Source organism: Pseudomonas palmensis, assembly GCF_049942755.1.
In the GTDB taxonomy this organism is placed as follows: Bacteria; Pseudomonadota; Gammaproteobacteria; order Pseudomonadales; family Pseudomonadaceae; genus Aquipseudomonas; species Aquipseudomonas palmensis.
Map to the genome: position 1 here is coordinate 693,334 of NZ_CP187958.1, position 14,135 is coordinate 707,468.

A 14,135-nucleotide genomic window follows, 5' to 3' on the forward strand; every position below is an offset into this window, starting at 1 on the left:
CCTATGATTAGTTGAGTTGTCGGTGTGTCGTGCCGCGAGCAGGCGGCAGGAGCACAGACCATGACTGTAAAAAACCCAACACCCCGCCACACCCACCCCACCCGTGACAGCAACAAGCTGTCGATGCGCGCCGCGCGCGAGGCCCAGAACGGCCTGGCCGTTACCCTGGCCAACGTCAACTCCAGCCCCGCCGGGCTCACCGAAGAAGAAGCCCAGGGCCGCCTGCAACGGGACGGCCACAACGAAGTCGCCCATGACCGTCCGCCCCATGCACTGGTGCAGTTGCTGCACGCTTTCAACAACCCCTTCATCTATGTGCTGATGACCTTGACGGGTATCAGTTTCTTCACCGACTTCTGGCTGCCGCTGCAGGCCGGCGAAGAAACCGACCTGACCGGCGTGATCATCGTGCTGGTGATGGTGTTGGCGAGCGGCGTTATGCGTTTCTGGCAGGAACACCGATCGGCCAAGGCCGCCGAAGCCCTGAAGGCGATGGTGCGCACCACCGCAGCCGTGCTGCGGCGCGAGCAGCTAGGGGCCCAGGCGCGGGTTCGAGAACTACCCATGCGCGAACTGGTGGTGGGCGACATCATCCAGCTGTCTGCCGGCGACATGATCCCCGCAGACATTCGCCTGATCGAGTCCCGCGACCTGTTCATCAGCCAGGCGGTACTGACCGGCGAAGCCTTGCCAGTGGAAAAGTACGACACCCTGGGTGCGGTGCAGGAAAAATCCGCCAAGGCCCAGGCCGCCGACCAACAGGACCTGCTGGACCTTCCCAACATCTGCTTCATGGGCACCAACGTGGTCAGCGGGACCGCCACGGCCGTGGTGGTCGCCACCGGGGCTCGTACCTATTTCGGCTCACTGGCCCGCTCCATCGTCGGCTCCCGCGCGCAGACCGCCTTCGACCGCGGGGTCAACAGCGTGAGCTGGCTGCTGATCCGCTTCATGCTGGTGATGGTGCCCATCGTGCTGCTGATCAACGGCTTCACCAAGGGGGACTGGGCCGAAGCCTTCATGTTCGCCCTGGCGGTAGCGGTTGGCCTGACCCCGGAAATGCTGCCGATGATCGTCAGCGCCAACCTGGCCAAGGGCGCGGCCGCCATGGCCAGGCGCAAGGTAGTGGTCAAGCGCCTGAACGCGATCCAGAACTTCGGCGCCATGGACGTACTGTGCACCGACAAGACCGGCACCCTGACCCAGGACCGCATCATCCTCGAACACCATGTCGATATCGGCGGCAACCGCTGCGACGAGGTGCTGCAACTGGCCTGGCTCAACAGCCACCACCAGAGCGGCATGAAAAACCTCATGGACCGCGCCGTGGTCAGTTTCGCCGAGGACAATCCGCAGTTCACCCCTCCGGCAGCCTGGCGCAAGGTCGACGAACTGCCCTTCGACTTCGTACGTCGGCGTCTGTCGGTGATACTGGCCGATGCCAGTGGTGGTCACCTGCTGGTGTGCAAGGGCGCCGTGGAAGAGATGCTGGAGACCGCCAGCCGGGTCCGCCAGCAGGGCACTGCCGTAAGCCTGGATGCCGAGCGCCGTTCGGCCCTGCTCAAACTCGCCGAGGCCTATAACCGCGACGGCTTTCGCGTGCTACTGGTGGGTACCCGCCAAATAGCCGCAGGCGAGACGCAGACCCAGTACAGCGCCAGCGATGAGCGCGAGCTGATCATCGAAGGCTTGCTGACCTTCCTCGACCCGCCCAAGGAAAGCGCCGGCCCGGCCATCGCCGCACTGCGCGACAACGGCGTGACGGTCAAGGTACTCACCGGCGACAACCCCACCGTTACCGCCAAGATCTGCCGGGAAGTGGGCCTGGAGGCAGGCGAGCCGCTGCTGGGCCGCGACATCGAGCACATGGACGATGAGGTGCTCGCGCGCCAGGTGGAAGAGCGCACGGTGTTCGCCAAGCTCACGCCACTGCAGAAGTCCCGTGTGCTCAAGGCCCTTCAAGCCAACGGCCACACCGTCGGTTTTCTGGGTGACGGGATCAACGACGCCCCTGCCCTGCGCGACGCCGACGTCGGCATCTCGGTGGACAGCGGCACCGACATTGCCAAGGAGTCGGCAGACATCATCCTGCTGGAAAAGAGCCTGATGGTACTGGAGGAAGGGGTGATCAAGGGTCGCGAGACCTTCGGCAACATCATGAAGTACCTGAACATGACCGCCAGCTCCAACTTCGGCAACGTGTTCTCGGTGCTGGTCGCCAGTGCCTTCATCCCCTTCCTGCCGATGCTGGCGATTCACCTGTTGCTGCAGAACCTGATGTACGACTTCTCCCAGCTGGCGCTGCCATGGGACAAGATGGACAAGGAGTACCTGGCCAAGCCACGCAAATGGGATGCCCGGAACATCGGGCGGTTCATGCTATGGATAGGGCCAACCTCATCCATTTTCGACATCACCACCTTCGCGCTGATGTGGTACGTGTTCGCCGCCAACAGCGTGGAAATGGCCAGCCTGTTCCAGTCGGGCTGGTTCATCGAAGGGCTGCTGTCCCAGACCCTGGTGGTGCACATGCTGCGCACCCGCAAGATCCCGTTCATCCAGAGCACTGCAGCCTTGCCGGTAATGCTGGCGACGGGGCTGGTGATGGCGCTGGGAATCTACGTGCCCTTCTCGCCGCTGGGCAGCATGGTCGGCCTGGTTCCGCTGCCGTGGGAATACTTCCCTTGGCTGGTGGGCACACTGCTCAGCTACTGCGTGGTCGCCCAGACCATGAAGACCTTGTACATCCGCCGCTTCAAGCAGTGGTTCTGAAGAACGTGGCTCAGGGAGAACGCCTATGCGCGTACTGATTTGCGCCGGCCGCCATTACGCCGACAGCCGGGTGTGCCGGCAGGTTCTGGAAGCTTTCCAGCGCCTGCACCCGGTGCAGGTGGTCATCCACGGTGGCAGTCAGTTCCTCGGTGCACATATCGAGGACTGGGCCCGGGAAAACGCAGCCCACATCGTGCGCTACCCACCCAACTGGCAGCACCACGGCAAACAGGCCGAACGCCTGCGCAACCGCTTCATGCTGGCCGATAGCCGACCGGACATCGTGCTCGCGCTGCCCGGCGGGGCAGACACCGAAGAACTGCTCGAGCAGGCCCGAAGCCAGGGCCTGCAGACACTCTCGGCAGGCAACCCGTAAACCGGTGACCCCCTCCCGCGCCAGCTCGCACCCAGCCGAGCTGGCGCGAACGCAATCTCCAGGTCAACCCGCAGATCACGGTTCAGTTGCTGAACAGGGAGGGAAATTCAACAGACGAAAAAAAACCCGCTTTCTCATGGAAAGCGGGTTTTTCGAAATGGTGGGTCGTGTAGGATTCGAACCTACGACCAATTGGTTAAAAGACAATTGGGATCTAGGCCGAAATTTCCATCTAGGGAGGGGTTTTAAGCACCATTCCAGCGCCTAGGCACGCAGCCTCTAATGAAATCCACATTAGAGGCATGGCAATGACACATCCGAAGAAAGCAAGACGAGCAGGTAAGGTTTCCACCAAAGGCGGCACCGGTAAATCCACCGGGTCCACCAATCTGGGAGCATTCACTGCAGACGCTGGGCTGCGCACCCTCCTCATCGATCTGGACCCCGTCCAGCCTTCCGCATCATCCTATTTCCCCCTGGAGTACACCGCCCCGGGCGGCATTTTCGAGCTGCTGTCGTACAACGAGACCGACCCGGCCAAGATCATCTCCCGCACGTCGATCAAGAATCTCGACGTCATCATCTCGAACGACGCCAACAACCAGCTCAACAACCTCATACTGCAGGCGCCTGATGGCAGACTGCGACTAGCCAACCTGATGTCGGCTTTCGATGCCGATTACGACCTCATCCTCTTTGACACCCAGGGCGCCCGCTCTGCGATGCTGGAGATGGTCGTTCTTGCATCCGACATCGTCCTCTCCCCCCTCCCCCCGAACATGTTGGCCGCGCGCGAATTCAGCCGTGGGACCATCCATATGATGGATGGCCTGCGCAGTTACGCACGCCTCGGCCTCACCATTCCCCACATCAACATCATCATCAACGGCCTGGATGAAACTGCTGACGCGCGCGAGATCCACCGCACCGTCCGTGAAATTTTCGACGGGAACCCTGACTACACCGTCCTGCAATCGATCATTCCAGATGCCGTCATCTTCAAGAAAGCCGCGAGCCAAGGCGTGCCGGCGCATCGGCTTGAATATCGTCAACCGTCGAACCGTAAGTCGCCGTCGGCGCTGAACGTCATCCGCAGCCTGGCTATCGAGGCGTTCCCAGAATGGAAAGACCGCTTCGAGGCAATGACCGAAGAGCGTGTTGCCGAGATCGCCAAGGAGGCCCGCCGCGATGAGTAAGCACGCGATTACCGAGGCTGCCGGGATCACGGCCGATGAAGTCCTCAGGATTGGGAAACTCTACAGCTCCAATGAGTTACGCGGCATCCAGAAAAAGCTGACATCCGCGTCTGGAGACCTGCACAAGCTAGCCAACGGTTGGAAGATGGGTGCCGGATTGCTCGGTTCGCTCGGTGACCTTCTGAGCATTGAACAGCGCGAGCTACTGCGTAGTGCCGCACAACTCGTTGATTCGATCGGTCACAACGTGACCCATGCGAAGGAAAAGCGCGTTCGTTCCGAGAAAGAATCGAAACGCCGGCAAGATGCGCGTGATGCTCAGTCGAAACAACTGGTAGCCCGTACGTTCCCCTTGCCTACCGAGACTCACGAAGAACTGCTGGAGACGATCAAAGCCGCACTCATTCTGAATCGTGCACGGCAGTTAAACACCTCCTACAACCCTTCTGAATTCAACGTTTACATCAGAAACGAGCTGAAGACACCTGCTCGGCTCCATGGGCATTCAGTGGAGCAACACCGAGCCGGGAATGTCAGATCACTCCGCTACTTCATGATCAGCGACCTGACCAGCCACCTTGCTTATGACGATGGTTCATCGGTTGAAGAACGCCTGCGGCTCCTGCAGGAGAAAGTGGCCGAAGCTGTAGGCCTGGCTGCCTTGACAGCAGACGAACGCGAGACCCTTCGCCTCTGGCAAGAGGCCTTGGTGCCTGCAGCGGACAGGCAGGAGGGCCAAGCATGAGCTTTGCCCACATATCTCAATTCGCGGGCTCGCTTTGCCTGTATCTCATGAACTGCTCTGTGGCACTGGCCACTGCCTATGGCTTGGGCTCGATCTTCAAAGCCCCCCATGTCGAGCTCGCGTTGCAGGGAGCGGTCTACTCAGCCTATGCGCTCTGTGTCTTCGGCGTGCTGAACACCCTGGCCTTGGTCGCATCCGCGCTGCGCAGCCGACCTCGCCGCGCAGGGGAGGGTTCATGATGGACAAGCAGAAGATCCTCGACAAGGTCACCAAGCTGATGTCCTTGGCCAATAGCCCGGGGGCAAACACGAACGAGGCCGCAACCGCATTGCGCCAGGCCCGCTCGCTGATGGCCAAGTACAACATCGAGTCCGACGAACTTCGAGCCAGCCAGGTTCTAGAAACAAGCGTCCCCACTGGCACTCGCCGCTCCCCGGCTGATTGGCTGCACTCCCTGGCCGCAACGTGCGCAGCCGCTTTCGACTGCAGCCACCTCTCCTACTACCACCCATTGAAAGGGTACTGCTTCAAGTTCCTGGGCAAGGGTATCGGCCCGGATCTGGCTGCTTATGCCTACAGCAGCCTCGTCCTGCAACTGCAGAAAGCACGTCGCGAGCATGTCTCGCAGCAGAAACGGTGCCAGCTGAAGACCAAACGACGTCGCGGCCAACTCTTTGCTGAGGGCTGGATCGGGGCAGTGGCCTACAAAGTTCGAGAATTCGCTGGTGACCTAGCCCCAGATATCCAGGCTGATATCACTGCCTACTTGACCTTACATCACCCTGAGTTGAAGCGCTTCGACATCACGCCAAGCGAAGCCAAGGGCCACGATCGTAGCTCGCTGTACGCAGGAATTAAGCAGGGTCAGCGTGCTCAGCTCCACCGGGGAGTAGGCCGCAGTGAACAGCCAGGAATTGCCCAGGGAGGTGCCAGATGACCGATCTGATCCTTTCCCCTCCTCATTCAGTCGAGGCTGAACAAGGCGTTCTGGGCGGGCTGATGCTGGACAACGAAGCCTGGGATCTGGTCGGTGATCTACTGCAGGCCGACGACTTTTTTCTATCCCAACACAGGCTGATCTTCACTGCCATCCAGGAGCTGTCAGAAAAAAACAGCCCATTCGATATAGTGACGATTTTTGAGGCGATGGCCATCCCTGAGGAGGTTGGAGGCCTCTCCTACCTGGCAGAGCTGGCCAAGAACACTCCGTCTGTAGCGAATATCCGGTCGTATGCTGAGATAGTGCGCAACCGCGCCCATCTCCGCCGCATCATGTCCCTGTGTTTTCAGGGGACTCGGGACGCTGCTGAACTCGCCGCTGACGCGGCTGAGGTCCAGGACACGCTAGAGCAGAAGCTGTTTAAACTGGGCGAAGGTCGTGTGGTTAGCGAATTCACCGACATGAATGAGGCATTGCTCTCTGTCGTCGACAAGATCGACGCCAATTTCAATGGCCATGTGACGGTGACCGGTGTGCCGACCGGGATAACCGACCTTGACGAGATGACCCGTGGTTTGCAGCCAGCCGATCTGATCATCGTAGGCGCGCGCCCCTCCATGGGCAAAACCTCGTTCTGCTTGAGCACCGTCGATGCTGCGCTGACCAATTCGCCTGACGAGATCGTGCTGGTTTTCAGCATGGAGATGCCTACCGAGGCCCTGATTTATCGAATGCTGGCCATTCTGGGCCACATCGATCTGAGCAGGCTACTTTCGGGTCAGCTGCAGGATGAGGACTGGCCCAAACTATCAGCCGCCGTCCATCGCATGAACGCCTATGGCAACCGACTGGTCATCGATGACAGCGCGAACCTGACCCCTGCCGCTATGCGAGCCAAGGTTCGACGTGCTAGCCGGCGTTTCGGGAAGCCTTGCTTGATCATGGCGGACTACCTGCAGCTCATGCGGAGTCCTGGTCAAGAAAACAGGGTCAACGAAATCAGCGAAATATCCCGATCACTTAAGGGGATCGCCAAGGAATTCAACTGCCCCTTCATGGCCCTCTCCCAGCTCAATCGGGAACTCGAGCGCCGTCCCAATAAGCGCCCCGTGAATGCTGATCTACGGGACAGCGGGGCTCTCGAGCAGGACGCGGACCTCATCCTCTTTGTCTATCGGGACGAGGTGTACAACGAGGACACCGAACTCAAAGGCGTTGCCGAACTGATCATTGGGAAACACCGCAATGGCCCCGTCGGCTATGTCCGTGCAGCCTTCATCGCCAACCAAACCCGATTCGCAAACCTCACTGCCGATCATTGGCAAGGAGCTGCCGCATGACGTCCATGCAACCCCATCCGATTACGCATGCCTGCCATAGCTGTGGCCGGCACTTCGCGCTGCATCAAGTACGGCAGGTGCATCCCGCCGAGCACACCCCTGAAGGTGAGGCAGAGGTCCTGGTATGCCCGGTCTGCGGCAGCTACGACCTCGATCCTCTTTCGGAGGTGCCCAATGCAAGTTGAGCAAATCTACCCTTCGATCCCTGCGATCGCAAACACCGACCAATCGGCCTTAGCCTTTGCGCACCACTCTGGCGTAAACGCGGTTTGGCTGGATGCTCTCGGCCAGGTTATCTCACGGCTCACCCAGTTCGGTGAAACCACGCTGCCTGTTGAGCTGAATGAGGCTATGCAAGAGCTTGCCCGGCTGCAGTACATCGAGCTGGAAAGCGATGATGCTGGAACGCTGACAGCGACCCTTCTTGGCCAACCAGCCCTGCTGACCAACTATTTCTGGTCCGTATGGGTACCAAGACATCTCCTGAGCTGCGGTCTGAAGGTGGCAGTAACCCCCTATCTGACCAGCTCCGAGGACGAGGCTCATCATTGCACCGTGGTCTTCCGCATCCCTGGATCGCGCGAAACTGCACGTGAGTTCCTCACCGACCTTGCCACCCAATACCCCGGCTGCACCCCGGAAATCGTGGCCATCCAAGCCGGTGATGCACTTTGCCAGAAGGAGGCCAGCTCCAATGCGTAACCTCCTTCGCGGCGCGCACGACAGTGTTCGCCGGCTTGCGGAGTTCGCCCTCTCCGAAGGCTGGACTCTCTCCCGCTCCAACAGCGGGCACCTGAAATTCAGCAAGTCGGGCTTTACACCGATTTTCACGTCCTGCACGCCCAGCGACCGCCGTTCCGAGCGTAACACTCGGGCGCTGCTCCGCCGTGCCGAGGCCCAAAACATCACCTCCCGGGGGATTCAATAATGCCGATCCGACACGCAATCGTTCACCAGCTCGATAAGCAGCCCGACGGCAACCCGGCCGTCCTTCACGCACGTGACACAGAGCTCCCGGCCACGGATGCCGTCGAGAGCCTCCAGGCCGACCTGAACGACAGCTATAACGCCAAGCAAGGCAAAGCGTGGGGCTTCTTCCATGGGGAGTCGGGTGCGTACCCATTCAGCGGTTGGCTGAAACAGTACCTGGAGGAGCAGCAAGACTTCACCAGCTTCAGCCGTGTGTCTGTCGAGCACCTGCAGAAACTGATCGAAGAGGTCAACCTGTCCACTGGCGGCCATGTGCTCTTCAGCCACTACCAACAAGGTCTGACTGAATACCTGATGATCGCCGTCCTCCAGCAGGTCGAAACCGTCGGCCTGGACGGTGATCTTAATGTTGTGGTCTCTCGCTACCTGGACACCAGCAACTTCTCCTGCGCGGCCCGGATCAACCTGAGCGAGTGGCGCAACAACCCAAACTCGAAGCAGTACATTTCCTTCGTTAAAGGCAAGAACGGCAGGAAGAGTTCGGACTACTTCCGCGACTTTATCGGGTGCCAGGAAGGCGTCGACGGGCCAGGTGAAACCCGCACGCTTCTCAAGGCATTCACCGAGTACGTCGAGAAAGAAGATCTCCCAGAAGAAAGCGCCCGGGAGAAAACCCACGCGCTACTCGACTATGCCACCACCCAAACGAAGCTGGGGCAGCCCCTCTCTCTTCAAGAGCTGTCTCAGACTCTCGATGAAGACCGCCCTCAGGCGTTTTACGACCACATCCGCAATAGCGACTACGGCCTATCCCCGGAAATCCCGGCCGATAAGCGCACGCTCAACCAGTTCCGCCGTTTCACCGGCCGCGCCGAAGGTCTGTCGATCAGCTTTGAGGCGCACCTGCTCGGTTCCAACGTCACCTACGACGCCGACACCGGCTCGCTGACGATCAAGAACCTGCCCACTCAGCTCACCGACCAACTCAAGCGCCGCCAGTAAGGAGAACACCATGAACGCAACCAATTCCCGCACCGCTGACAAATTTGTGGTCCGCCTGCCTGATGGCATGCGTGAACGTGTCGCTCAAGTCGCCCGCGACAATCATCGCTCCATGAACAGCGAGATCATCGAGCGCCTCGAGCAATCGCTGCTCAATGACCAACACAATACTGCTCAGGTCCAGGCCGGCTCACCAGACGACAATCTCAAGTCAGAGCTGGCTCGCGCTTACAAGATCATCGATCGACTGCTGCAAAACGCCGTTCCTACACAGGACGACATCCAGGAGGTGTTGCACCTGGTCCGCAAGCAAACTCCACTGGCTCTGTCCCACGTTGCTGCGGTAGGAGCTTGATATGGCCGCTACAGACCTCAAATCCAAGCTCCTGGCTCCAGGCTTCAGCCCTACAGGTTCCGCCGCCGCCATGAGTGACCCTATCGCTGATACCCCACTCGTGCTGAGCATCGACGAGGTCCTCCCTTGGGAGGACAACCCTCGTACCACCCGTAACCCTCGGTACGATGAACTCAAGGAGTCGATACGCAACCGCGGCCTCGACACTCCCCCGCCTGTAACTCGTCGGCCAGGGGAAGAGAAGTACCGTATCCGCAACGGTGGCAATACTCGCATTTCGATCTTGAAGGAGCTGTTCCAAGAGACCAACGACCCGCTGTACCAGCGCCTCCACGTGCTGTTCCGCCCTTGGGACCAAGCCCGCGGCGAAATCATCATGCTCACCGGCCACTTGGCTGAGGATCTCAAGGGTGAACTCAAGTTCATCGAGCGCGCCGTGGGTGTGGGGAACGCAAAAGCGCTGTATGAATCCGAGAGTGGGGAGGTGATTGGGATTCGAGAGCTCTCTCGCCGTCTGACGAAGGACGGATACCCAATCTCCCCTTCTCATATCAGCAGGATGCTAGACACGGTTCAGCACCTGCTCCCTGCCGTACCTGCTCTCCTCTACAACGGTCTCGGCAAGCCACAGATCGAGAAAATACTGTCGTTAAGGAAGTCGGCGCTGGCCTGCTGGGAAAAGCACTACAGCAATGAAGGCGTCGACTTCGAAATGTTGTTCCAGGACGTTCTTGCTCAGTTCGAAGGCGAGGCAGAAGAGTTCCTGTTCCAGCGCTTTCAAGACGAGCTCATCGGCACGATGAAAAAATCGCTGCTGTTGGGCTATGAGGACATTCTGCTGGAAATCACTCAACAGCAGGACAAGCTTCGTCGCTCGACGCCGGTGGTTGAATTGCCGATCACCAGTTCGACTTCTACTCTACCTGCGCCTGCGCCAGGCACTGGGGCAGGCTCTACCCTTCCGCCATCGCAACAACCATCTGAGGATACTGGTCTTTCGCAGCGGCCTCTGCAGACACCACCACAGCCAGCAGCTCCAGCGCCGGGAGCTTCGCTCACACCAGAGGAGCAGCAGGAGCGAGTTGCAGGGCACATTGCGTCCCCAGCGAACCTCAGCCAGCGGGTGATCGAGACTAAAGCGAAGGTTGCCGCCCTCAGTGGGGAAACCCTACCCGATTTCAACGCGAACTGTCTGGTCGCCATTCCCGTACAGGCCGGCGGACTGCACCCCATCACAGACCTTTGGTACATCGAGCGGCAGATTGACCAGGCTGCAGAATTGCGCAACCAGGTAGCCCAGCTGGCAGTTGAGATTCTCGAGTCCGTCAACGGCCCAGGCGATATCCAGGCAATCGATGGCGGGATCGGTTTCAAATACAAACAGCCCGACACCGATGTCGAAATCACTGCAACAGCTCAACATACCGTGACGCTGCTTCAGTCATTGAGCGGGGCCATGGCTATCGCTCTGAAGATGCTGAACGAGCAACCAGATCCTACCAGCGCATTAGCTGAGTTTGAATTTGCAGCCGGCTTAGGCCAACTGCTGTTGGGCCAGCCCTTGAGTGCTGAACAGTCTCCAGGAGACGACGGCCGTTTGAGCGACGGCGCGCTGGTCAAACTGTTCCGCATCATTCGACTGGCTCGCCGGTTGATCGACTTGGAAATCGAAGAGTTCAAACGGTCCTCGGAAGCCCAGGGCAACTGAACACTCGATGAGATGAATGGGAGGGAGTCTCAATGTCCAAGTCAACACTTAACGAAGCAGTTCTGTCGCAGCTTCTTGACCTGATGCGCAATGGCCAACTCCAGCGCTGTGTGGAGATGGGAGTTGAACCCGAGGTGCTGGGCCAGATCCAGCATCCCACAGTTCTCAGCTTGCTCCGCAACACACCGGTCAGTTGGGTCAACGTGTCTATCAACAGCTCGATGATCCTCAAGCTTCTGACCGGGGCTGCTCGCTCAGAAGAGGAAACCCGCCTTATTGAGCGGGCAATTCGCTTGGGTGCCACTACCAGCTTGCTCAACAAGTTCTTCGGGCTCACTCCTCAAGAGATCGCCCTTCAGCGTACCGTCATTGGGGTTCGAGCCCCGCGCGGACGCTGGCCCGAGCTTTCCGAGGATCAAGATCATCATATTTGGCACCGCTGGACCAAGTTGATGGATGAAAACCGAGTCGAGCTCGAGGACAGCCTGGCCATGCTCGACGTTGCCATGCTGGTTGCAGAAGAACTGAGCACAGATGGCTTAACGCTTGCGCAGATCTGGTCTCGTATCACTCAGTGGATCGAACAAGGTCTGTATCCCAGCAGCAAGGAAAAGTCCCGAGTAACTGAGCGTCGACAACTCACTCTGCTGGACGAGGGTGGCATACGCCGTGTCGAAGAATGCTGCCCCGCCTCTGCCCACTTTGGAGAAGGCGAACATAGAAAATGAAGCTCGCACGGTTCCCGATTTCCACGCTCCTAGATTCGGCCTCGGGGCAACTCGAGGCCCATGTACAGAAGAAGAGAGCTGAGGACACCGCCCCTACTGCTGCACCTGCTACCCCCTACTCCGGGATCATATTCAGCGGTAATCCGCATGAAACTGTCCCGCGTAAGCTCCTGCTCGACAATCGGCTCACCCCCTTGGAACGCAATTGCTGGCAAGTATTCCGATTACTTGTCAACGAAGATGGCATCACTGCCTTCCCCACCTATGACCAGCTACGGCCATACCTGGGCATGAACCCAGGGAAACATGCCTCTCGAGAAACCGTGGCAAAGGCCCTGACCGTGCTCCGTCTAACTCGTTGGTTGAGCTTGGGTAGGACCGTCCGCAATGAGATCAACGGACAGGTTCAGGGGAATGTCTATCTGCTCCACGACGAGCCAATAACACCGGCAGAGGCCCTGGAGTTCGACAAGGACTACATGACTTTGCTGATGCAATCCATGGAGCATCAGAACAAAGCGATCAAGGACATCGCAGCGATCACCTGGCGCGAATTCACCAGCGATCCCGATGTCGGCCGACGCCTCCCCTCGCGCATTGACACGATTAGCGATCGGCTGAATGCCCAGACCTGGGCTGTAGAGACCAAGCATAACGCGCTGCCCGCACCTGAGTTCGGAATCCGAACTCAGCAAGATTTAGCCCCGGAAGGACTGAGTTCGGAGTCCGAACTCAGTGCGAACTCAGCGAAACAGGGGGATCTTCCCCTCAGTTCGGAATCCGAACTCAGCCTAAAACCACTGAGTACACCCTCAGTTCGGAATCCGAACTCTGACAGTACGTATACAAATACAGACAAGTCTGTATCTAAAAGCTTTGTACAACCGCGCGAGAGTGCAGGTGTGAATTGGTTGCTTGCCCTGGATCTTCTCAAGCCAGAGGACCGTGTGAAGGCAAGAGAGATCATGGGGCCTGTACCGGAGCATGTCCGAGAGGCGGTGATCAACCAGTGGAAACATCGATGCACAACTGGGAGCGTGGCCAAGCCACTTGCATACCTGACGACCCTTGCTGGCAAGGCCATCCGGGGCGACTTCAACGCCGAGTGGAACCCTTCAGCGCCCGCCGCAACTCCGACGCCAACACCTCCACCGGCCCGGACGGTTGCACGCCCTGCCCAGTCCCCCGCTCAGAAGCCGGCACCGACAGCGACCGCGATGCAGACAGCGAACTCCGCCCTGACTTCGCTCCAAGCCCTGCTTGACCCACGTCGCCGCGAGGAGTCCATCGATGAGTGAGTGGATGGGGCTTGAGATCACCCTTGGGCTTGGCTCCATCGTTTTGGGCATGCTGGCCGGTCGCCTCAGTACTTGGGTTGCCTGCTGGCTGCCTGCTCTCCTCGAGCAACAATGGCAGCGGGATGCTCGTGAACTACTCGGGCTGGATCTCGATAAGCCTTGCGAGCTTCAAACGACCGGATCTCCGGTGCGTGGAACTTGGGCCGCGCAAATCGGCTGCGCTGTCTTGTCGTTCGTGGTGACGGTGCATTATGGGCCAACCATGCAGGCATTCTTTGCCCTGGTGTTCACTTGGTGTCTTCTGGCTTTAAGCTTGATCGACAGTGAGCACCATATGCTGCCGGATGCGCTGGTAATACCCATCCTCTGGATCGGTCTCGCACTCAACTCCTTTGGAGTTTTCACGACACTGCACGAGGCACTTTGGGGCTGTGCCATGGGCTATCTGAGCCTTTGGGCAGTTTTCCACCTGGTCAAATACATTACCGGCATAGAAAGCCTGGGCGCTGGCGACTTCAAGATGCTGGCCCTAATTGGGGCGTGGACTGGCTGGCAAGCACTTCCCTGGACAGTAGTTTGTACCTTAGTACTTGCAGCCCTGGCATGTGGATACCTCAAGCTGCAAAAAGCTCTGTCCAGCACCTCAAAAATTCCTTTGGGTCCGTTCCTGGCGATGGCTGGCTGGGCAGGCATGCTGCTGCCACATCAATGGTAGGGCGTGTTGCCACTGGCAACACCATCCACC

The 14,135-nt window shown here is 59.0% G+C and carries 16 protein-coding genes; all 16 read left to right on the forward strand.

Annotation, left to right across the window (positions count from 1 at the left end; all coding sequences use genetic code 11):
* The first annotated feature begins 60 nt into the window (after nt 1-60).
* The 16 genes from mgtA (at nt 61) to ACPRTJ_RS03255 (ending at nt 14,105) form a co-directional block, all read left to right on the forward strand.
* The gene (gene mgtA / locus ACPRTJ_RS03180) at nt 61-2,772 is read left to right on the forward strand and encodes a magnesium-translocating P-type ATPase (protein ID WP_426428031.1); all 2,712 of its coding nucleotides are present in this window, start codon (nt 61-63) and stop codon (nt 2,770-2,772) included.
* Between the two features lie 25 nt (nt 2,773-2,797).
* A complete protein-coding gene (locus ACPRTJ_RS03185) occupies nt 2,798-3,148 on the forward strand; it encodes a DUF2493 domain-containing protein (RefSeq protein ID WP_043864234.1) in 351 nt (116 codons plus the stop codon).
* A gap of 308 nt (nt 3,149-3,456) precedes the next feature.
* Entirely contained in the window at nt 3,457-4,344 is an 888-nt protein-coding gene (locus tag ACPRTJ_RS03190; protein ID WP_426428033.1) for a ParA family protein, read from the forward strand.
* Nucleotides 4,337-5,089, forward strand: a complete 753-nt coding sequence (locus tag ACPRTJ_RS03195) for a hypothetical protein (RefSeq protein WP_426428035.1) — start codon at nt 4,337-4,339, stop codon at nt 5,087-5,089. The genes ACPRTJ_RS03190 and ACPRTJ_RS03195 overlap by 8 nt, the downstream gene beginning before the upstream one ends.
* Entirely contained in the window at nt 5,086-5,328 is a 243-nt protein-coding gene (locus tag ACPRTJ_RS03200) for a hypothetical protein (RefSeq protein ID WP_426428037.1), read from the forward strand. The genes ACPRTJ_RS03195 and ACPRTJ_RS03200 overlap by 4 nt, the downstream gene beginning before the upstream one ends.
* A complete protein-coding gene (locus tag ACPRTJ_RS03205; protein ID WP_103518246.1) occupies nt 5,328-6,026 on the forward strand; it encodes a DUF2786 domain-containing protein in 699 nt (232 codons plus the stop codon). Before ACPRTJ_RS03200 ends, ACPRTJ_RS03205 begins: the two co-directional genes overlap by 1 nt.
* The gene (dnaB, locus tag ACPRTJ_RS03210) at nt 6,023-7,369 is read left to right on the forward strand and encodes a replicative DNA helicase (RefSeq protein ID WP_426428039.1); all 1,347 of its coding nucleotides are present in this window, start codon (nt 6,023-6,025) and stop codon (nt 7,367-7,369) included. Before ACPRTJ_RS03205 ends, dnaB begins: the two co-directional genes overlap by 4 nt.
* Nucleotides 7,366-7,554: a hypothetical protein gene (locus tag ACPRTJ_RS03215; RefSeq protein WP_330077077.1), complete on the forward strand. Its 189-nt coding sequence runs from the start codon at nt 7,366-7,368 to the stop codon at nt 7,552-7,554. Before dnaB ends, ACPRTJ_RS03215 begins: the two co-directional genes overlap by 4 nt.
* Complete coding sequence (locus tag ACPRTJ_RS03220; RefSeq protein WP_426428042.1) at nt 7,544-8,071, forward strand: hypothetical protein; 528 nt, start codon at nt 7,544-7,546, stop codon at nt 8,069-8,071. Before ACPRTJ_RS03215 ends, ACPRTJ_RS03220 begins: the two co-directional genes overlap by 11 nt.
* Nucleotides 8,064-8,297: a hypothetical protein gene (locus ACPRTJ_RS03225; RefSeq protein WP_103469987.1), complete on the forward strand. Its 234-nt coding sequence runs from the start codon at nt 8,064-8,066 to the stop codon at nt 8,295-8,297. Before ACPRTJ_RS03220 ends, ACPRTJ_RS03225 begins: the two co-directional genes overlap by 8 nt.
* Nucleotides 8,297-9,301: a nucleoid-associated protein YejK gene (yejK, locus tag ACPRTJ_RS03230; protein WP_426428044.1), complete on the forward strand. Its 1,005-nt coding sequence runs from the start codon at nt 8,297-8,299 to the stop codon at nt 9,299-9,301. Before ACPRTJ_RS03225 ends, yejK begins: the two co-directional genes overlap by 1 nt.
* Nucleotides 9,302-9,311: 10 nt before the next feature.
* Nucleotides 9,312-9,656 carry an Arc family DNA-binding protein gene (locus ACPRTJ_RS03235; protein WP_426428046.1) on the forward strand — a complete coding sequence of 115 codons (345 nt, stop codon included), beginning with the start codon at nt 9,312-9,314 and terminating at the stop codon, nt 9,654-9,656.
* A 1-nt stretch (nt 9,657) separates the two neighbouring features.
* A complete protein-coding gene (locus tag ACPRTJ_RS03240; RefSeq protein ID WP_426428048.1) occupies nt 9,658-11,364 on the forward strand; it encodes a ParB family protein in 1,707 nt (568 codons plus the stop codon).
* A 32-nt stretch (nt 11,365-11,396) separates the two neighbouring features.
* Nucleotides 11,397-12,092, forward strand: coding sequence for a DUF2857 domain-containing protein (locus tag ACPRTJ_RS03245; RefSeq protein WP_426428050.1), 696 nt, complete (start codon nt 11,397-11,399; stop codon nt 12,090-12,092).
* The gene (locus ACPRTJ_RS03250) at nt 12,089-13,390 is read left to right on the forward strand and encodes an STY4528 family pathogenicity island replication protein (protein WP_426428052.1); all 1,302 of its coding nucleotides are present in this window, start codon (nt 12,089-12,091) and stop codon (nt 13,388-13,390) included. Before ACPRTJ_RS03245 ends, ACPRTJ_RS03250 begins: the two co-directional genes overlap by 4 nt.
* Nucleotides 13,383-14,105 carry a prepilin peptidase gene (locus ACPRTJ_RS03255; protein WP_426428054.1) on the forward strand — a complete coding sequence of 241 codons (723 nt, stop codon included), beginning with the start codon at nt 13,383-13,385 and terminating at the stop codon, nt 14,103-14,105. Before ACPRTJ_RS03250 ends, ACPRTJ_RS03255 begins: the two co-directional genes overlap by 8 nt.
* The last annotated feature ends 30 nt before the right edge of the window (nt 14,106-14,135 follow it).